The sequence below is a fragment of the Streptomyces shinuiensis genome, assembly GCF_043660855.1.
Classification (GTDB): domain Bacteria; phylum Actinomycetota; class Actinomycetes; order Streptomycetales; family Streptomycetaceae; genus Streptomyces.
This window is the reverse complement of the sequence record NZ_JBIHML010000001.1, coordinates 2,706,732-2,725,713: the sequence shown is the minus strand read 5'-3', so window position 1 is coordinate 2,725,713 and position 18,982 is coordinate 2,706,732. Positions and strand designations below refer to the sequence as shown.

Annotated in this window: 13 protein-coding genes and 1 pseudogene; 7 read left to right on the top strand and 7 right to left on the bottom strand. The window is 66.8% G+C overall.

The annotated features are described in order from the left end of the window. The first annotated feature begins 26 nt into the window (after window positions 1-26). Genes ACGRHY_RS12215 through ACGRHY_RS12200 form a run of 4 tightly spaced genes read left to right on the top strand, consistent with a single transcriptional unit; the run spans window position 27 to window position 2,671 of the window. Entirely contained in the window at window positions 27-446 is a 420-nt protein-coding gene (locus tag ACGRHY_RS12215) for a roadblock/LC7 domain-containing protein (RefSeq protein WP_394635375.1), read from the top strand. Beyond that, window positions 443-802 (top strand): DUF742 domain-containing protein, encoded by a 360-nt coding sequence (locus ACGRHY_RS12210; RefSeq protein WP_394635374.1) that lies wholly within the window; start codon window positions 443-445, stop codon window positions 800-802. Before ACGRHY_RS12215 ends, ACGRHY_RS12210 begins: the two co-directional genes overlap by 4 nt. Next, window positions 783-1,397: a GTP-binding protein gene (locus tag ACGRHY_RS12205; protein ID WP_394635373.1), complete on the top strand. Its 615-nt coding sequence runs from the start codon at window positions 783-785 to the stop codon at window positions 1,395-1,397. The genes ACGRHY_RS12210 and ACGRHY_RS12205 overlap by 20 nt, the downstream gene beginning before the upstream one ends. After that, a complete protein-coding gene (locus tag ACGRHY_RS12200; RefSeq protein ID WP_394635372.1) occupies window positions 1,394-2,671 on the top strand; it encodes a cytochrome P450 in 1,278 nt (425 codons plus the stop codon). Before ACGRHY_RS12205 ends, ACGRHY_RS12200 begins: the two co-directional genes overlap by 4 nt. Before the next feature lie 150 nt (window positions 2,672-2,821). Here the strand turns inward: ACGRHY_RS12200 and ACGRHY_RS12195 are convergent, their stop codons facing one another. Further along, a complete protein-coding gene (locus ACGRHY_RS12195; protein WP_394635371.1) occupies window positions 2,822-4,042 on the bottom strand; it encodes a cytochrome P450 in 1,221 nt (406 codons plus the stop codon). Between the two features lie 850 nt (window positions 4,043-4,892). Between ACGRHY_RS12195 and ACGRHY_RS12190 the strand changes: the two are divergent. Then, window positions 4,893-6,008, top strand: a pseudogene (locus ACGRHY_RS12190) (hypothetical protein); the annotation flags it as partial. A 589-nt stretch (window positions 6,009-6,597) separates the two neighbouring features. On the opposite strand, the gene ACGRHY_RS12185 reads toward ACGRHY_RS12190, so the two are convergent. Further along, entirely contained in the window at window positions 6,598-7,833 is a 1,236-nt protein-coding gene (locus ACGRHY_RS12185; protein WP_394635370.1) for a hypothetical protein, read from the bottom strand. Then, window positions 7,830-10,070, bottom strand: a complete 2,241-nt coding sequence (locus ACGRHY_RS12180) for a sensor histidine kinase (protein ID WP_394635369.1) — start codon at window positions 10,068-10,070, stop codon at window positions 7,830-7,832. Before ACGRHY_RS12180 ends, ACGRHY_RS12185 begins: the two co-directional genes overlap by 4 nt. 421 nt (window positions 10,071-10,491) lie before the next feature. On the opposite strand from ACGRHY_RS12180, the gene ACGRHY_RS12175 reads away from it, so the two are divergent. Beyond that, window positions 10,492-12,486, top strand: a complete 1,995-nt coding sequence (locus tag ACGRHY_RS12175; protein ID WP_394638023.1) for a DNA cytosine methyltransferase — start codon at window positions 10,492-10,494, stop codon at window positions 12,484-12,486. On the opposite strand, the gene ACGRHY_RS12170 is transcribed toward ACGRHY_RS12175, so the two are convergent. Continuing rightward, on the bottom strand, window positions 12,440-12,895 hold the full coding sequence (locus tag ACGRHY_RS12170; protein WP_394638022.1) for a very short patch repair endonuclease: 456 nt from the start codon (window positions 12,893-12,895) through the stop codon (window positions 12,440-12,442). The genes ACGRHY_RS12175 and ACGRHY_RS12170 overlap by 47 nt on opposite strands. Window positions 12,896-12,951: 56 nt before the next feature. Between ACGRHY_RS12170 and ACGRHY_RS12165 the strand changes: the two genes are divergently transcribed. Beyond that, the gene (locus ACGRHY_RS12165) at window positions 12,952-13,140 is read left to right on the top strand and encodes an AbrB/MazE/SpoVT family DNA-binding domain-containing protein (RefSeq protein WP_394635368.1); all 189 of its coding nucleotides are present in this window, start codon (window positions 12,952-12,954) and stop codon (window positions 13,138-13,140) included. Window positions 13,141-13,166: 26 nt separating this feature from the next. Here the strand turns inward: ACGRHY_RS12165 and ACGRHY_RS12160 are convergent, their stop codons facing one another. The 3 genes from ACGRHY_RS12160 to ACGRHY_RS12150 are packed head-to-tail and all read right to left on the bottom strand — an operon-like array spanning window position 13,167 to window position 18,947. Next, a complete protein-coding gene (locus ACGRHY_RS12160; RefSeq protein WP_394635367.1) occupies window positions 13,167-15,176 on the bottom strand; it encodes an AIPR family protein in 2,010 nt (669 codons plus the stop codon). After that, complete coding sequence (locus ACGRHY_RS12155; protein ID WP_394635366.1) at window positions 15,169-16,179, bottom strand: PD-(D/E)XK motif protein; 1,011 nt, start codon at window positions 16,177-16,179, stop codon at window positions 15,169-15,171. Before ACGRHY_RS12155 ends, ACGRHY_RS12160 begins: the two co-directional genes overlap by 8 nt. After that, window positions 16,176-18,947, bottom strand: a complete 2,772-nt coding sequence (locus ACGRHY_RS12150; protein ID WP_394635365.1) for a Z1 domain-containing protein — start codon at window positions 18,945-18,947, stop codon at window positions 16,176-16,178. The genes ACGRHY_RS12155 and ACGRHY_RS12150 overlap by 4 nt, the downstream gene beginning before the upstream one ends. Window positions 18,948-18,982 lie beyond the last annotated feature (35 nt).

Sequence of the window (18,982 nt, the reverse complement as noted above, 5' to 3'; positions counted from 1 at the left end):
TCGGCCCGGAACGCCCGATGCAGATCATGGAGACCACCGACAACAGCCTGACCTGGCTTCTCGAGAGCCTGCTCAACCGCACTCCCGGGACCCGACACGCCCTGGTGCTCTCCCGCGACGGGCTCAAGCTGTGCTGGAGCAGCAGTCTGACCCTGGACCGGGCCGACCAGCTCGCGGCCATCTCCTCCGGGATGCAGGCCCTGGCGCAGGGAGCCTCCCTGGAGTTCGGCGACGGGAGCGGAGGGGTACGGCACTCGATGACGGAGTTCCACGGCGGCCTGCTGTTCATCGTCGAGGCCGGGGAGGGCGCCCATCTGGCCGTCGTCGCCGACGACAGCGCGGACCCCGGTGTGGTCGGCCACCAGATGGACGAGATGGTCGAGCAGATCGGCGAGCACCTGCGAGCCGAGCCCCGCACGCCGGCCGAGGGCGGCGTCCCGTCATGATCCGCAAACCCGTCGACATCGGCGACCCCCACCGGCTCTACACCGTCACCGGCGGACGAAGCCGGGGCGAGGAGGCCGGGCTGGACCTGGTCACGCTCATCGTCAGCGAGTGCCGGCCGACGGAGGGCATGCAGTCGGAGCACGTACGCATCCTGGAGCTCTGCGCCCACCCCACCGCGGTGGTCGAGATCGCGGCCGACCTGCGCCTGCCCATCACCGTGGTGAAGATCCTCCTCGGCGATCTGCTCGTCGCCGGACGCATCACCGCACGGAACCCGCGTCCGTCCGCAGCGTATGGCGACGCGCCCGAATCCGCCCTGTTGAAGGAGGTGCTCATTGGACTCCGCAACCTCTGAGGCCCCGGCGCGCATGCCGCTCGCGGACGCCGCCGAGACCGGACTGAAGATCGTCATAGTGGGCGGCTTCGGCGTCGGGAAGACGACGCTGGTCAGATCCGTCAGCGAGATCCGCCCCCTGAACACCGAGGAGGTCATGACCCAGGCCGGCGCGGGGGTGGACGACACCGCCGGCCTGCGGAACAAGAACACCACCACGGTGGCGTTCGACTTCGGCCGGATCAGCCTCAACGAGCAGACGGTGCTGTACCTGTTCGGGGCACCCGGGCAGGAGCGCTTCTGGTTCCTGTGGGACCGGCTGTTCTCCGGGACGCTCGGCGCGGTGGTGCTGGTGGACACCCGGCGCATGGCCGACTCCTGGTACGCGATCGACCGGCTGGAGCACCACCGGACCCCGTTCGTGGTGGCCGTCAACCGGTTCGACGACGACGCCTCGCGCTTCTCCCTGGACGAGATCCGCCAGGCACTGGACCTGCCGGAGGACGTGCCGCTGGTCGACTGCGACGCCCGGCTGCGCGATTCCGGCAAGAACGTGCTGATCACCCTCGTCGACCACCTCTACCAGCAGGCACTGGCACGGGAGATGACCGCATGACCGACCAGCCCGCCCAGGACGTCTCCGCCCCGGCGGCCGCCCCGCCGTCCGGCTGCCCCGCGGCCCATCCCGACGCCGTGTCCCTCAGCGGCCTGGAGTACCAGCAGACCCCCTTCCAGCTCTACCGGGCGCTGCGCCGCGACCACGGCACGGTCGCCCCCGTACTGCTGGACGGCGGCATCCCCGCCTGGCTGGTGCTCGGATACGCCGAGGTCTCCTACGTCACCAGCCACGACGAGCTGTTCGCCCGGGACTCGCGGCGCTGGAACCAGTGGCCCGCCATCCCCGCCGACTGGCCGCTGATGCCGTTCGTCGGCTACCAGCCGTCGGTGCTGTTCACCGAGGGGGCCGAGCACCAGCGCCGGGCGGGCGTCATCAGCGAGGCCCTGGAGGAGGTCGACCAGCTGGAGTTCTCCCAGGACTGCCAGGAGATCGCCGAGCAGCTCCTCGCCGAGTTCGCGGGCAGCGGGCAGGCGGAGCTGATGTCCGCGTACGCCCACGCCCTGCCGATGCGCGCGGCGGTCCGGATGTGCGGCATGCCGCTCACGGGGTCCGACACCGACGATCTGGTGGAGGACCTGCGGATGTCCCTGGACGCCTCGGAGGGCGACGACCCGGTCGCCGCCTACGTCCGCGTCCAGGAGCGCATCCAGCGGCTGGTCGCGGAGAAGCGCGAGGACCCCGGTCCGGACGTCACCTCCCGCATGATCGCCGACCCGGCCGGGCTGACCGACGAGGAGATCGTGCAGGACCTGATCTCCATCATCGCCGCCGCCCAGCAGCCCACCGGCAACTGGATCGGCAACACCCTGCGGCTGCTGCTCACCGACGACCGCTTCGCCGTCAACGTCTCCGGCGGCCGGGTGAGCGTGGGGCAGGCACTCAACGAGGTGCTGTGGCTGGACACCCCCACGCAGAACTTCATCGGCCGCTGGGCGGTCCGCGACATCCAGCTCGGCGGCCGGCAGATCAGGGCCGGCGACTGCCTGGTGCTGGGGCTGGCCGCGGCCAACACCGACCCGCAGATCTGGCCCGAGGGACACGTCGGGGCGCAGGTCAACTCCGCCCATCTGAGCTTCAGCAACGGCGAGCACCGCTGCCCCTACCCCGCTCCCCAACTGGCCGACGTCATCGCCCGCACCGCGGTGGAGACGCTGCTGGAGCGGCTGCCGGACATCGTCCTGGCGGTCGAACCGGAGGAGCTGACCTGGCGGCCGTCCGTCTGGATGCGGGGCCTGACCTCCCTGCCGGTCTCCTTCACGCCCGTGGTGTAGCCCCCGCGCCGGGCCGACCGTACGGCGGCCCGTACAGCCGGTCGTACAGCCGGCCCCGTACAAGCCGGCCGTGCCGCCGCCGCAACCCTCCGTTCCGGTGGCGGCACGGCCGTTCCCGGACCCGTTCCGGCTTCCCGTCCCGGCCGGCGGTCAGGCGGCGGGGGTGAACACCACCGGCACCTCCTTGGGGCCGCGGGTGAACACCCCCTGCTCGGTGACCTCGGCGCCGTCGGCCAGCCGCATGTCCGGCATGGCGTCCAGCAACTGGTTGACGCCGATCTCGACCTCGGCCTTGGCCAGCAGCGCCCCGACGCAGAAGTGCCGGCCCAGCGCGAAGGCCAGGTGGTCGGCGGCGGCGGAGAACGCGGTGGTGGACGTCAGGTCGTCGCGGAAGATGTCGAAGGAGTCGGGCTCCTTGTAGTGGCCCGGGTCGCGGTTGGCGGCGCCGATCAGACAGGTGACGGTCGCCCCGGCCGGGATCGTGCCGCCGCCGACCTCCACGTCCTGCGCGGTCTGCCGCATGATCATGTGGACGGGCGGGGTGTAGCGCAGGGTCTCGGCGAACGCCCGGTCGATCAGGGAGCGGTCCTCCCGCACGGCGGCGAGCTGCTCGGGGTGGGCCAGCAGGTTGGCGAAGATGGCGGCGATAGCCTTGTCGGTGGTCTCCCCGCCCGCGGCCAGCAGCAGACTGCAGAACGCCTTGATGTCCTCGTCGCTCATCCGCACGCCGTCCACCTCGGCGGCGCACAGCGTGGACAGCAGGTCGTCGCCCAGGTTCTCGCGGCGCTGCCGGATGACGGGGATCATGTACTCGGCGAACTCCACCCGGGTGCGCTCGCCGTCCGCGATCACCTCGGGGTCGCCGGAGAGGTTGCCCAGGAAGGCGATCACCGAGGTGTACCAGCGGTGGAACCTGGGGTGGTCGGCCTTGTCCAGGCCCAGCATGTCGGCGATGACGTTGACCGGGAAGCGGGTGGCGTAGGCGTCCACCAGATCCACCCTGCCGGTGTGGCGGAAGGCGTCGACGAGCTCGCGCGAGTTGCGTTCGATGACCGGCAGGAACTTGTTCTGCAGGTCGCTGCCGCGGAAGGCGGGTGCCACCAGGGCCCGGCGCACCGCGTGCTCGCGGCCGCTGAGCTGGAGGATCGTCTTCCCGTGCACCGGCTCGACCTGCCACTCGTAGTTGTCGGTGGTGAACGACGTTCCGTCCTTGAACGCCCGCTCCACGTCCTCGTACCGGGAGACGATGTAGCTGCGGGTGGCTTCGTGCCAGATGAGCGGCGCGCTCTCACGCATCGTGCGGTAGGCGCTGTAGGGGTCGGCGGCGAACTCGGGCGAGAGTATGTCGGGGAACTGCTGCGTGCTGGACAAGGCGAGCTCCATCGAAGACGTGACGGGCAGACAGGCTCAGGGTATTGATCATCCGGCAACTGGAACAGCCTTGCCAAAGCACATGCACATCACATATGCAGCGTCAAAATCCTTGATCTGGAGTCGATTTCAAGCCATCCGCCGCCACATGGAAGCGTTGCTTACCCGAACACCCGCCGCCCGGCGAGCCCCGGACACGGGGGGCGGCGTCTCGCGTGGACACGGTTCCCACGGGCAGACCGCCCGGCCGCACGGCATCCCGGCGTCGTCGTACGCCCGGTCCGCGGCCCCGAACCGGTCAGGGTGGTCTCGGCGGTCGTACGGAAGGCCACCCTCGGACAGCCCGCCCTGCGCAGTCTGCCGGAGGCACTGCGCGACGCGGCCACCGCCGGCTCGCCCGGTGGAGCGGGGGCGGACTGGCCCACGGCCCCTCCGATCCGAACGGGGTTCAGTTGTTGACCTTACTGGCCACAACGACGTTTCCGCAGGTCAAGGGGGGCGTTTGGTCTCGGATGGTCTGGAAGGGGCCTGGGGAGCGGGTCGGTCCCCAGGCGGCTCCCGGTGTGGAAACCTCGGCGTCGTGCCGGAAGGGTGGCCTCCGGGTGATGGACACCCTCGGGCTGCCTGGAAGTGCACCGCATATGAAGGGACCGTCTCCGGCAGCTCACGGAAGGTGCGGCTCCGCGTGACAGCGAGTGGTGCCATTTCCGCACCACTCGAAAGGAGTGTGACCGTGTCCGTCACCGCCAGTGGATCCGGCGTACGGCCGTGATCCGTATGTGATCGGAACCCCGTAGCCCTCCACCCGGCCAGGGGCCCACGGGGTGTGCGGCCAAGAGGGGAAGGGCACATGGCATACCGGCGAGCGACGTTACCGGCACTGCTCGGAGGGCTGCCGCTCACGGCTCTCCTGCGGTGGGCGGGGGCGAGCACGCACGCGCTGCGCCTGCCGGGTGCCACCGACGTGCTCGGCGGCCGGACCGCCGCCGAACTCGAACGCCGGCTCACCCTCTGGTCGTAAGATCCCCCGGCCTCGATCCGGCCCGGTGCCGGGGCGCCCGGCGGCCCGGACGGGGGCGACGGCGACCGCTACCTCTCCCTGTACACGAACGCGACGCAGATCCGGTTCGGTGCCCTCTTCGCCTTCTTCGTGCCCGGGGCGCTGCTCCTGATGCGCAGGCCGCCGCCGGTGCACGGCCGGATACCGGCCGCACTGCTCGCGGTGTGGGCCTGGGGTCTGGTTCTGATCGCCGCGCAGGGGCACGGCAGTTACCGCTTCCTGCCCCAGACGGCGAGTGTGATCGCCTCCGGACGGCAGATCCTGGTGCCGGCCGCGCTGGTCGTGGCGACGGTGGTGGCGCCGGTGGCACTGATCACCGCCAAGGGCGCCGGCCCGCCGCCGCGTCAGGCCGTTCCCGTGCGCGCCGCCCGCCCGGCCGCGAGCGCCGGGACCGCAGTGGTCGCGATCTCTCTGGTGGTCCTCTCGTACCTGCCGGTCGCAGCCACCGTCCAGACGGCCTTCACCGGTGGCGGGATGCTCACCGAGCCGGGCGAACTCCCGCGCCAGTGGCTGTTGCTGGGCGTCTGTGCGGGCCCGTCGAGCCAGTCGCCGGGCGACTGGCTCCTGTACCGTGCCGCCGGTCTGCTGCTGCTCGCCGCGGTGTGGTGGGCACTTCGCCGGCTGCCCGAGCCGCTGGCCCGGGCCACCCTCCCGGCGATGACGGTCGGCGCGGTCGGCGCGGTCTGCGCGACCGTCCTCGGGCTGCTGGTGAGTCAGTTGCTGCGGACCGCGCCGGACGACGGGGCGGGTCCGCGCTGGGGGCTGCCGCACCTGTCCGCCCGCCTCGGCGACGGCGTCCCGGCCGCCCTGACCTTCGGTCCGGCGGCGGGAATCACGGCTGCTGTGACACTGCGGGCGGCCGCGGGCCGCGCGGAGAACGCCGACGACACCACCTCAGCCCAGGGCCCTGCCGAGCCCCGGTGGCAGGGCCGTCGGCGGGGAAGCTCTTCCTGCGTCCGTCAGGCGAACGGCTCCGGTCCACAACCGGTGACGACGGAACGCGAGGGCTGGGCGTCCTCACCTCGTTTTCTCCCGGAGGCGGCCCCCCGAACGGCTCCCAAGCGGTCTCCGGAAACAGGTCAGGGGCCCGACCCGCTGAGCGGATCAGGCCCCTGACCTGGTGTTTCGGCTGTCGGGGTGGCGGGATTTGAACCCACGACCTCTTCGTCCCGAACGAGGTCCGGTTGCTGAGCCTGCCAGCTCCGATTGCGTTTCCGCAGGTCAGATGGATGGGCTCGGTTGGTGTCGCGTGGCCTGGAAGGGGCTCGGGGAGCGGGTCGGCTCCCAGATGGCTCCCAGGGCATGGTGCCCACCGGCGCCGTGTACGCCTATGCCAACGCACTCGTCGGAGAGCGGCGGAGCGGCCACAGAGCCGTACCGTTCACCGACGGAGTGTCTTCGGCAACGTCTACGAGTCGACCAGAGGAGGGCTAGGGCTTCGCGCCCGCCATGTCCTCCGCTGATGATCGTGCATGCTGCCCGAACGCCCGGCAGCTCAGTTCTTCACAATCTCACCGTTTGCTGTTGGTGTGGAAGCCTGCGCTGGCAGGTGCCTGGCCTTCGGCTTCTCGAGTCCCAACCGCACCTTCACGTCGTCGAAGCTGAGGTCTGGAGTTCCGATACGCCCCACCGAGCGGCTGTATGCGATTAGCATCGCCTCCGAGAACGGGCCATCTAGGGTTGCGACTCGTCGCCAGGTTCGTGCCTCGGCGAGCGGGACGGATATCACGTTCTCGAAGTCGACCAAGAGGTCGGGGATGTCGAGGTAGCCAGGAAGGGCGCGGTACCGGTTCTGTTTGTCCCCGAAGATTTGTTTGGTCTGGTCTTTGTGGCTGTTGCTCTTCGAGCTGGCCAGCCATGTGGCGATCGCTGGCGACTCCGACTCCTCGCCGTCCTCGGTGAAGATGCGGTCGGCCTTGGCCAAGCGAACGTACTGTGCCTTGGCCTTACGAGGTCTCGCCACGTTGGCGTCCGGGTGGTCCTCATATAGGTCGCAAGCGGGGGTGAGGACGATCCACCAATCGCCCTCGGGACTGACCACGAGGTCAGTGGCGGTGAGGTGGTGGGTCACGCACGGCTTCAAGTAGACCCGAGCTGCAGAGGGTTGCCCGGCAGTGGCGACAGCCTCGCTGTCCCCGGCATAGCCCAGTTCGCTGGGGCCGTTTTCTCTGAGCTCGGCCGCGAGGCGGTTGACAATGATCGGGGTGATCTCGTGGGGATCAGCACCCGCCATCTCGTGCCAGTGCGGGGCCACGACGTCACGAAGGAAAATGCGGACCTTGCGCTCGACGAGATCGGAGATGCGGCGCCTCAACTCCGACACCCCCGAGAGCAGCCCGTCTCGGACTGCAGGAGCGATCTCATTCCAGGCGTTCTTGGTCACCACACGGATGAGTGGAGGCTTCTCCAAGTCACGCACCTGCTGAGGGACAGCTGTGAAGAAGACCACGGGCAGCCACCGCGCGCCGGCGATGGCGTCGTACAGCTCGTGTCCCCGTCCTTCGATGGCAGCGGAGGGTCTGCCATCGGCGGCGTCGCGGACGTCGAGGATGACCAGGTCGAAGTCTTCGTCCACCAACCGTTGCTCGGCTGCGGCGAAGTCCTGCTCGGACTCGAAGTGGATCTCCCCGAGGTCTGTGAGTTCCTCGGACAGTACCTCGCGAAGGTCCGCGATCATCTGGGCGTCGTCATCGACTATGAGCACCCGATACGCAACGTCCGTCGACGTCACCCAACTCTCCTTCGCAGTCGTGCCCGGAAACTCGCACCCGACAGGGTGCCGGGGCTCACCAGCCCCAGGTCGCCGTCGTAGAAGTCCTTCACGACGCTGCCTGCGATGCTGAGACCGAGGCCGACGCCATCCGGCTTGTCGCTGAAGTAGGTCTCGAAGATCAGGTCCTTGATCTCCTCGCGCACCCCAGGACCGTTGTCGCTGACCGTGATGTCGACCACGTCCAGTTCGCCCTCGAGACTGCGCTCCGTCTCGATCAGGATCTCGCGGGGAGTGCCCTTGGGCATGGTGGAGAGCCAGTACACGGCGTTGCTCACGAGGTTGACCACAAGAGTCCTGATATCACCTGGCTCGGCAGTGACGATCACGTCCGCCCCGCCGATCTTCACGTCTACACCATGCTTGGTGATCTCCGACTCCAGCACGTCAACGGCCTCGGAAATGCTCCGATGTAGAGAGAGCCGGCGAGGTCGTCCACGCTTCCGTCCGCTGAGTGGCTCGATGCGGGCGAAGAGCCGGTCGAGAGCCCTCTCCTGTGCGGTGAAGTCCGTCCGCAGCTTGCCCAGCGCAGCTGACAACTCCACATCGTGTGTCTCGACCTTTGTGGTGATCTTGCCGAGACGACGAAGGCCCACGCCGATGCGGGAAAGGGCGGTGCGTCCGTCGTGAAGGACGACATCGACCAGGGTTCCCAGGGTCGCGAGACGGGAGAACTGGGCGATGACCTCCTGTACTTTGCGTACCCCTTCGTTGATCGTCTCCGTGGCTTCCTCGATGGCGCGGCTGAGGATGATGTCATCTGGGTGCCGCTCGGCAGCCACCTGTCGCAGCGGGTCCAGGTTGAAGTTCTGGAAGAGCCCGTGGCCCCTGCCTTCGGACGGCCCGGCAAGGAGTGGGGTGTCCGTCGGAGCAGTGGGTTCCCGACGCAGTCGGTAGCGTTGCGTCTCCAATCTGGCAATCGCTTGGAGTATGACCGCTTTCAGTTCCTCGTACTCCGGGGTGTCGATCAGTCCTTCGCGGTGCGAGCGGTCCAGGAGGCCGGGGTTGTCATCAGCCGAGATGTAGACGAATCCCGCCACTTGCCGGTTGGAGAGACGCAGCGTCGGGTTGTTGATACGTCGCTGGTCGAAACCAAGCCAGTCGAACCCGGGTTCCCCGAACGGCTGCACGCGGAACCCGTCCCTGTACAGGGCCACACCGCTGTTGTTCCGGATAAGTTCCCGTACGTCGTTGGTGTTCCTCGCGCTGGTGTCGAGTGCCAGGAGCGGCTTGATGGCCGACGACTCGAGGTCCCAGACTCGGAAGTCCAGTTTCAGAGGGCCACACGAGGGCCTCTTCGAGTCCTTCCGGAGGTTGTCCTGGACGACCTCTACAGGTTCGTCGCCGCCGGTGTAAATGGCCAGGCGCGCGTCCCCGTCAGCATTCACGGTACCGACGAGGCGGTAGCGGGGATGGGCCAGTGTCTCACTCGCAGCAACGAATCCGCTGTGGTGGCGGAGCGGCCCCTCCGGAGTATCGATGTAGATCGAGAAATCCGGCTGGTCCGGCACAGAGAGCTCGGCGGGAGGCGGCGGGGGGAGGAGCCTGGACAGGGAACGCTTGAGCGCCTCAATCTCGTTCGCTCCCCAAGCCGTGCGAAGCCTCTCGAGTCGGACCACGGTGCCATGCGCCGTGCCGACGGCTGTAGCCGGCGCTGTCTGAAACTCCCGGAGGACCTCGGAAAAGGTCTGCGCCGCTACGCCTTCGTCAACGAAGACGGTCGGAGTGGTCGTGGACAGAGAGACCGGAACCTCATCCAGGTACGCGTCACCCTCCGTGAAGTCCCCCCAGTCGATGCGAAGGGTGACTTCCTGCTCATCGACCCGCCGAGTCGTGATTGTGGCGGTATGGCCAAGCCGAGCTGAGGCGAACCGGCCGATGCCCTTGGCGCCCAGCACGCGACGCCCACCTGACTCACTGCGTGGATTCCGGTGCCTGTGTGGGGTGGCGATCTCCATCCACGTGCCGCGGACCGTGGATGGCGACATGCCGTGTCCGTTGTCCCAGACCTCGATCGCGCCCTGACCTTCTTCAAGGGGAGGAGTGAACCGGATCAGGACGAGGCTGGCGTCCGCGTCGTAGGCGTTCTTCACCAGCTCGGTGAGGGCGACACGTTCGTTGCTGATCAGTTCTTCGCCGAGCGTGCTCATGAGCCGGGCCCGCGGCCGGAGATACGCCTTTGCGCTCTCGGAGTCCACCCACGCCCCCGCTCGTCAACTGTCAGCCATGCCCTGCAGTGTGCAGTGGGGCAAGATTCTACTAACTATCCATCAGCCAAGTAGGCTTCCGGCCCTCGCAGATGGCTAAAACCGCACGTAAGCTCACGCCGACTCGAACGTGCCTTCAGCCCTGTCGGATCGTTGACCAGCTTGTCCGATCAAACAGGATCCCGAGGGCGACCCTGTCACTGCTGTCCTCTAGGATTGCCTCCGGTAACGCACCGGAACGTCGGTTCGAAGCCGAGGTCTGGGGGGCGTGCGGACTCGCACGGGGACCCGGCAGAGCGTAGCGCCGACCTCATGGGTTTTCCGGAGGTCAGCATGGGGGAATCCTTGCCTCCACCAGCGCTTCTGTGATCTCCTGGTGCTCGTCGTTCTCGCTGGTGTGGAGGTGCGTGCTGTGCAGGAGTCGCACTATGGCGTACCCCTGGAACGAAGCGATTGCCTGAAGCTCCGGCGGCACCGGCACAGCTGTAGACCCGAGCGGTTCGCAAAGTGGCTCGAAGGCTACGGCAACGGGCGCCGCTTGGCTGTGGACCTCTTCTCTGGAGCCGGCGGCCTGAGTCTCGGTCTTCAGCGAGCTGGCTGGACTATCGCGGCCGCCGTCGACTCCGACGAGCGCGCCCTCGAGACGCACGCTGCCAACTTCCCTGGCATGAGTCTGAACATGGACCTAGGGAATCCCGCCGAGCGCGACAGGCTCGAGGAACTCCTCGAGCCTGCGAGGGGCAAGATCGACCTGGTGGCGGGAGGCCCTCCCTGCCAGCCGTTCAGCAGGGCAGGACGTAGCAAGATCCGCCACTTGGTCGAGCACCACGGCCGCGACCCTCACGACCTTCGTAAAGAGCTGTGGAGCGCGTACCTCGACGTCGTCAAGAGGATCGGGCCGCGAGCCGTCCTCATGGAGAACGTTCCGGACATGGGGCTGGGCGACGACTTCTTCGTGGTCCGCGTGATCGAACAGCAGCTGGAGGAGCTCGGTTACGCAACACAGGTGCGCCTCGTCGACGCCTGGCGTTACGGAGTCCCACAGCACCGGAAGCGCCTCATCCTGTTGGCCAGGAAGGACATCGAGAAGTTCGAGTGGCAGCAGGAGGTCACCGAGGAGGAGCGCACCACCCTGCGCGATGCCATCGGAGACCTGCCGCCCCTGATCGTGGTGCCCACGGAGCGCGTCGGTGAACGGGAGATGGAGTACAAGACACCCGCTGAGGAGCAGTCCCAGTTCGCGAAGGAAATGCGTAAGCGGGCCCGGGGCGATGTCGTCTTCGACCACATGACCCGACGGGTCAGGCGGGACGACTACAAGATCTTCAAGAGAATGACGTCCAAGACTCTCTACTCGGACATCGAGCCGGAGCTCCAGCGTTACAAGGCCGACCAGTTCACTGACAAGTACAAGAAGCTGGACTGGGGTGATCTGAGCCGGTCGATCACCGCCCACATCGCCAAGGACGGTTACTGGTACATCCATCCTGACCAGAACCGCACTCTGTCTGTCCGTGAGGCGGCGCGGGTTCAGACCTTCCCGGACCGGTTCAGGTTTGCTGGCACGCGTAGTGACGCCTTCCGGCAGATTGGCAACGCGGTTCCGCCGCTCCTCGGCAAGGCTGCTGCGGAAGTGCTGTTGCCAGTCGAGGACTGCCCGGCTGAGGAAGGCGGACTCCAGCCTCGCTGGCGCATGGCCCGCGAGGACCTGACCGCTTGGGCGGAGCGTCAGCGCGACGGCGAGAACTGGTACCAGCTGCCCAAACTGTCGTCAGCGCAGGCAGCGGTCGTGGCGGTGCTGGCTGGAACCCGGGTGCAGTCTGGTCAGATGCACGAGATGCTCAAGACCATCCGGGAGAACACGACTCTGACCAAGTCCTCCCTGCGGACTCTCCTTGATGTAGCCCCCACTGCCGCCGTTCGGGCACGCCTCGACAGGCTTACCGCGGTGGCAGGCAAGTCAAGCGTCTGGGCCGAAGACGAGGAGAAGCAGAAGGAGGTGCCCAAGCGCCTGGAGATGAAGCCAGCCGAGAGAGCGCTCTACCGGCTGCTGATCGATGACGACCTTCTGTGGGTGGGACAGAGCGCACTACGCGTCGCTGCTCGGCTGCACGACAGTGACTCGGACCGCACGAACCGACTCAGTGATGGCCGGGTGCACTTGGTGAAGCTGGTCGGAGCAGGCGAGAAGGCCCCCCTGCGCATGGCTGCCCTGCGCCTCATCGGAAGCACACTATGCATCGCGAAAGATCCGCTTTGTGACCAGTGCCCCCTGAGCCAGTACTGCGCGGGCAGGGACAGTGCTGCAGGAGACCTGGTCGCGGACGCTCTGAGCGGGACGCACGGTCGCGAACCCATCCCTACTCAGTCACGCGGCCAGGAGCCGAACACCGCTCGGCAACCTTGAGCGCTGCCTCCGTGGGACTGACCTTGACCTCACACTCCCAGATGCGGAGTACGGTCCATCCGGCGGCTTCCGCTGCCTCCGTGTTGCGTCTGTCCCGGGCCTTGTTGGTCTCGATCTTGTCGGTCCAACGCTCGGCGTTCGGTCCTCGGAACACCTTCGGGCCGTGCGTCGGACAGCCGTGCCAGAAGCAGCCGTCGACGAAGACGGCCACGTGGTATCTGGGAAGCACGAAGTCAGCCGTGCACCTGGGGGCCACCATCTGTTGAAGGCGGAACCTGAAGCCCAGCCGGTGCACTGCCTTCCTGAGAGCCACCTCCGGCCTGGTGTCCTTCACGCGCCGACCGCGAAGATGCTCACCTTCCGTGGTGGCGACCCATCCACGGTCCGGCGTTCTGCCCCCTCCGGCCATGATCACTTTCCTAGCCTGTCGACGTCCTCCGACAGGGAGGGTGCCACACTCTTCCCATGCTCCGGGAACCAGCCGAACTTCGTGTTGATGATCAGGGTCGGGTCGAGCTGCCGCTCGGCCTGCTGGCGGAGGCCGGCGTCGCGCCGGGCTCGGATCTCGTCGCCTTCAGTGATGGTGACGGACGGATTGTCCTTAGGCGAGCTGAGGACGCGGCCAGGGACCTGATCGAGAAGGGCATGCTCTGACCCGGTCCACAAAGCGCAAGTGGTGATCAACGAGCAGGAGTGAACCCCAGGCGCAGAGCCTCGCTACGTGCGTGAAGCGCTTGTAGCGCCTGTGTCTCGGGTATCTCCTGGCCGTTCTCCATCCGCCTCCCGACGGACTGGGCCAGCTGCCTCTGCCAGGGTTCGAGGTTGTGTGTCTCTTTGGCCCACTGCTCGATTGCGTACCACTGGTCGGCTGGAACAACCAGGAGTTCCTCGACTACCCCCTCCACGTCCGGGCTGCCGCCGGCCAGTGCTGCTTCGTCCAGAGGGAAGTCCAGGAGCTCGGCTGCCAGGGCGTCGGGGACCGCCCAGCGCACTCGTGAAACGGCGTCCCAGCAGGCCGCTTTCTTGGCCCACTCACCCACGTGGTTGCCTTCGAGCGGCCTCGTCACCGTCGCCATGACGCGGGGGCACAGATCGTCCACCGCGGTTTCCAGAGCAGCGGAGATCCCCTGCTCACGCCAGATCCGGTCAAGATCGATCCGCTGGTCGGTGGCCAGGGACAGTCGCGCCGTCGTGTAGGTCGTGACCAGGCTCTTGTGGCTGCCCGCTCCATGGCCGGCGGCGATCTGGTCCACGGCCTTGAACAGGATCGCCATGGCGATCACCCGCTGGCAGTACTGGATGTCGACGCGCGGCGGCGCCTCGTCGATGCGCAGCATGAACTCGACGAAGTTCTTCTGTGCGCCCCGGCTCACCAGGTACGGGAGCTGGATCCACGAGTGGACGAACTTCGCCAGGTCGGCCTTCGTGAACTTCTTCTTCGTCGGGTTGATCCTCTTGAACTGGCGCTGACGGGCAGGCGTACGGGCCTTGGCCAGCTCGTCCGTGTACTGGCCGCGTGCCCGCTCGTAGAACCAGTGGGTCTCCTGACCGCTGCCGTCGGCAGCGGGGGCCCAGAGGGAACGGGTGATCCGCTGGATCGCCACGTGATACTCGTGATTGGAGCTGAAGTCGACCTGGGTCACGCGGTTCTGCGTGTTGGAGTACTCCGAGATCCTGGGAACGATCTCGGTGAGACGCTCGGGGGAGACCTCCGTCAGCTTCATCTGGACCCGGACCTGGGACAGGTCGGCCTTGTCCCGTGACTGGGCATAGTGGAGTGACGCGGTCGTCTGACCGCCGTTGACGATCTGAAGGCCGTGTACGCAGGAGATATGGGCCGGCTCCCCGTCCGGTCCTGTGACGAAGTCGACCTGGGAAGCCGTTGCAGTGATCCCGTTGTTGTAGGCCAGGAAGCGGCCGGGCGCGTGCAACAGGGTCTCCCGGATGCCTCGGTTGACGGAGCCCCGGGCCTGCAGGAACGAACGCACATTGAGCTCGAGAAGGCGTGTCCCGTGCTCCGCGTACAGCTCCGCCAGCATCTCGCCGGGTATCACAGCAAGCACGACGGAGTGGTCCTGCTCCGAGCTCGGAGCGGAAACGCAGGGCAGCGGGGGCGTGAAGGGCACCACGATGGGCTCGCTGAGCGTTCCCGACGTCTCGTGACGGTGCAGCCGCGCCAGGTCCCACACCTCATGGACGACCGGCAGACCGTCGAAGTGGGTGGGCGGGACCTCCACGGACGTGCCGACCCGGTTGCTCAGCAGGAAGAGCCTGATCCGCTGCACCTCGGTCAGGGCCTTCTCGACCGCCTCGCACATGTCGTACACGTCGAAGGACTCGTCAATGTGCTGCTGCAGGCCCTCCTGGCAGCGACGTGCGAACGTCAACAGCCGTTTGAACGAGGTTTCGGTCTGGGCCTTGGTGAGCTTGGTCTCCAACGGCGCCAAGTGGAAATCCGTGAGGAAGAGATCCAGGGACTCACCGGCTTCCCCGATGCCGTAACCATGGACCTCGTGACCGTGGGCCTTGTGGTACGCGGTGAAGGTGTTGGAGACGACCCCGGCTTTCTCCAGGTCGAACAGGACCCTGTGTGTGAACGCCTCAGGGGTTGTCGTTCCCTCGGCGTCTGCAGTTGCCTGTATGTCGGCGACGAGGCTCCTGGAGTACTCGGCCAAGTCCTGTTCAGCCATGGGCTTCCCCGATCAGCTTTCTCACCTCGTCGATCGACGCAAGGTAGGCGTCCAGCCCCGAGACAGTCACGTGATAGGTGCAGCCGCTGACGCCCTCGGGAAGGTCCGACTCGACAATTCTGGGAAAGCCCTCCCGAACATGCCAGAAGCGCAGGTCACGCGGGGTGTAACGAGGTTCGTCATAGAAGTCGTGATGCCCTGGCAGGTAACCCGCCTGGATCAGTAGGCCGTCGAATTGGGCCCTGGCTGCAGCGCTGTCAAGTTGCTCCCGGACGCTCTGCACACGACGGTTCAGGCTCTCGCCGGAGCCGCCGCGTCGTTCGTCGAGCACCATTAGGCACAGCAGCAGGTCAGAGACACCGGTGTCGTCCAGCTGCCGCTCACTTGCTATGCGGACACTGCGGGGGAGTCTCGCGGCGCTGGCCTTGACCTCGATCGCGGCTCCCGGGAGTTGGAAGTCCTGATTGGCGCCTGTCGGTCCCGTCCAGGACTCCACAGCCTCGATCTCGGGCAGGGTGCCCAGGAGGTGGTTACCAAGCACGAGGAGCTCCCCGTACAGCCCCCTCCGTGCCTCGGCTCCCAGCCCGTCCCTGCCAACTGTGCGCAGGAGATCCTGCCAGCGCTCGAACCTGTCCACGGTGGCTGTCAGAGCATCGGCGGCGGTCGGCGCTGTACGCGCAGTGTCTGCCACGTCGGTCACGAGCGGGTTGAACACTTCCCGGAGGTCATTCGCCATGAGGATCAACTGGAGCTCGTACTCGATACGGGACACCGCACTCAGTTGCATCTCGATGCCGACCGCCCGAGGCAGTCGCCCCACCGAACGCACGATGTGGTCCGCCGAGCGGGCGTCAGCCCTGAGTACGAGCATGCGCTGTCGACCTGGATGCGTGACGGAGAGGAACAGGTCCAGCGGGGAGTCTGGGTGCAACCGACGGCTGGAACGCCCTGGTGAGTCGTGAGGGCGCTCCAGCTCGTCCCAGTCCTCCTCGGTGACGGTCATGCCTCGTCCTCCTCGTCGAAGGGCTGGATGTCCTCCTGGAGGTAGATGCTGTTCGCCACGTACTCGGTCTTCGACTCGTTACGGGAGTACGGGAAGCTCACCTGGAAGCCCACCAAGGGCAGCTCCGGGGAACTGTCCTCGGATGCCTGTATCTCGATGGGGTAGATGAGCATCAGGGCTTGGTCCGGGCGTCGCTGGCGACGGAGGTACGGCCCCGACGGATGCTTCGGAGCCGAGGTCTTCTCCTTCTGCTCCGCGGCCTTCCTCGCGGCCTCGCGCGCCGCGTCGAGTTGCGCCTCATCGAGGTCGAGGCCCTCGTCGCGAGGGCTGAGGACACGGCGGATCGTGTACCGCCCCTCCGCCCTGAACTCCTCGTTGAGCGGAGTACGCGTAACCGGGCCGACAGAGTGCCCGGCGATGTCCACAGGAGTGGCCGCCGACTTGCCGACCAGGCAAACGGTCCAGTTGCCCAGCTCGCCCACCCTGGCGCACTGTTCGATGTACTTGGCGATGAGCCGGGGACGGACCCGCTGTGCCATGCGGTCGGTCTCATAGGCGGCCACGAACTCCGAGACAACCTCCGGCGGCACTCCTCGCCACATCACCGTGCCGCCAGTGGCCGCCGCCTCGGGTTCCGTGATGCTGTCGAGGCGACGCACGAGGTCATAGAGTGACTTGAAGTTGCGCTTCACAGCCCTGTCAGCGAGGTTGAAGATCACCGTCTCCGGTCCCTCACCGGAGTAGCTGAGCAGGATCCTCTCACTCTGCCTCATCTTGTTCGCCGCAGTGACCATCAACCCCAGCGACGAGGAGCGGACCTTCAGACCGAACTGCCTGGGCGTAAGACCGAGCGTCGCCATCTCCTCGACCTCCCTGCGGAGTTCGTCGGTCGCGGCCGTGACCTCCACGTAGGCGTCCTCGACGGCAGGCGTGGTGTACAGCCTGCACAGGTCCTCGTACCCGGGCCGGTACCCGAACCATCTGCCCATCTGGAGCAGCGTGTCGTACGTGTTGGCCCAGCGCAGGTAGTAACTGACCGTGAGTCCTGAAAGCGTGAGACCCCGGGACAGTTTCTGGCCACCGATGGCGATGACGGAGAGCCCATCCTTGCGGTTGTCGTAGTAGTCGAGAGCGTCCCGGGAGGTGCCGTTCACCGCTTTGACCTGGATTTTCCTGATCGCGTCCAGAAGCTCCGTCGACACCTGATCCCAGGTCAGAGGCTCAGCCTCGTCGGCAGGGAAATGGATCGTGGTGGGAACGAAGTCGCGCGCCCAGAGTTCCTGCAGCTCTGCAAGGAGCTTCGGCCCTTTCCCGTACCGGTCACGGAGCGAGTCCACGAGGAAGTGCAGGTGGTCCTCCACCTGTTCGCGGACAAGGCCCTGCACGGCCGTGAACCGCGTCACGTGCACCAACATGGAGTTGTGCACCTTGACCTGCCCCCTGGCCCTGCGGGCCGCGCAGGAAAGCACGAACGAGGCAATGGCCTCACGCAGGGACCCAGGGAGATCACCCCGGGGCCTGTCGCCAGCCTTGTGGCGGCTCCGCAACCAGCCCTCGGCGTCGTTCACGTGACGCACCAGCGGCAGCGGGTGCACGTCCTCCTCGTCCTCATCGTCCACCTGAAGCCCGAAGACCCGCTCGGGCCCCAGATAGTTCGAGGGCGAGGGGAGACTTCGGATGAAGCTCTCCGGGAAGAGATCCTCGCCGACCTCGTCGTGCTCTGCGTCGGGGTCAATGTAGATGTTGGCGAACGGGGTGGCTGTGTACCCAACGTACGCCGCCCTGTCGAAACTGTTTATAAGGTCCCGGATCGCCCGGTTCGTCCTGGTGGGGTCGTCGTCCGGATCACGCGCCGTGTTGATCGACGCGTTGTCGGCCTCGTCATCGATGACCAAGAGCGGAACATCACGCACGATCTTGCGGCCGTTGTCGCCCTCGGTCCCCTGCACGTCCGTCACCCACCTGCGCAGGTACTCGAGGATCTTCCAGTGCTTCTTGACGACGAGCACGACGGGGAAGCTGCCGAGGGGGAAGTTGATCGTGGCAGCGGCCTGGCGCCCGAAGTCCCCCTTCTCGGAGCTGTTCGTCGGAGATGCGATATCAAGCTTCTTGCCCTGCAGCGGCATGAGCCCGGCACCGATGGTCCGGGAGTTCCCGTTCTCGTTGGAGCGCATCTGATGCTGGGTGTCGAAGCCCAGCAGGCCCTCGTCTATGCGCAGCTGAGTCTGGCTCCGGAGGTCGTTGTGGATGCCGGCGAGAACCACAACGAGCTTGTAGCCCGCGTCAACCGCCTTGGAAACAAGTCCGATGTACTGTCCGGTCTTACCCGACTGCACCTGGCCGATCACGAGCCCCTTGCGGCGCCAGGGGCCAGGACGCCGCGGATCCTCCAGCTGGCTCAGCACCTCATCCGAGGTCTGGTCCAGGCGTCGCACGACCGAAAGCGGCAGGTCCTCGACATCCTCGAGGTACCACCGGTACCGCTCCCAGAAATCCCAGGAACGGTTGTTCTTCGCTTCAGGGAGCCACGGCTCATGTCCCTTGGGATCAACGAGACCCAGGGAACGCTCCTGGAACACCGTGATCATGGCTTCGATCTCCTTGGCCAGCTGGTCCCGGTCCAGATCCTCCCCCTGTGCGGCCAGCATGCCGAAGATCGCGTTGACCGCGATCTGCACCTCGTCCGGGCTGGGCTGCCGGTCCTGCGGCAGGAAGCTGCGTACCAGCCGCTTCGCCTTGGCGAGGGGCTCGTCGGGGATGGAGCTCACGAGGAACCTCCAACTGTTCGGAGACGGTATGGAGC

What these genes read in the sequence shown, in the direction of transcription:
- ACGRHY_RS12215 (WP_394635375.1), top strand. Translation starts at nt 27, where the DNA reads ATGGAGACCACCGACAACAGCCTGACCTGGCTTCTCGAGAGCCTGCTC.
- ACGRHY_RS12210 (WP_394635374.1), top strand. Translation starts at nt 443, where the DNA reads ATGATCCGCAAACCCGTCGACATCGGCGACCCCCACCGGCTCTACACC.
- ACGRHY_RS12200 (WP_394635372.1), top strand. Translation starts at nt 1,394, where the DNA reads ATGACCGACCAGCCCGCCCAGGACGTCTCCGCCCCGGCGGCCGCCCCG.
- ACGRHY_RS12170 (WP_394638022.1), bottom strand. Translation starts at nt 12,895, where the DNA reads ATGGCCGGAGGGGGCAGAACGCCGGACCGTGGATGGGTCGCCACCACG.
- ACGRHY_RS12165 (WP_394635368.1), top strand. Translation starts at nt 12,952, where the DNA reads ATGCTCCGGGAACCAGCCGAACTTCGTGTTGATGATCAGGGTCGGGTC.
- ACGRHY_RS12160 (WP_394635367.1), bottom strand. Translation starts at nt 15,176, where the DNA reads ATGGCTGAACAGGACTTGGCCGAGTACTCCAGGAGCCTCGTCGCCGAC.
- ACGRHY_RS12155 (WP_394635366.1), bottom strand. Translation starts at nt 16,179, where the DNA reads ATGACCGTCACCGAGGAGGACTGGGACGAGCTGGAGCGCCCTCACGAC.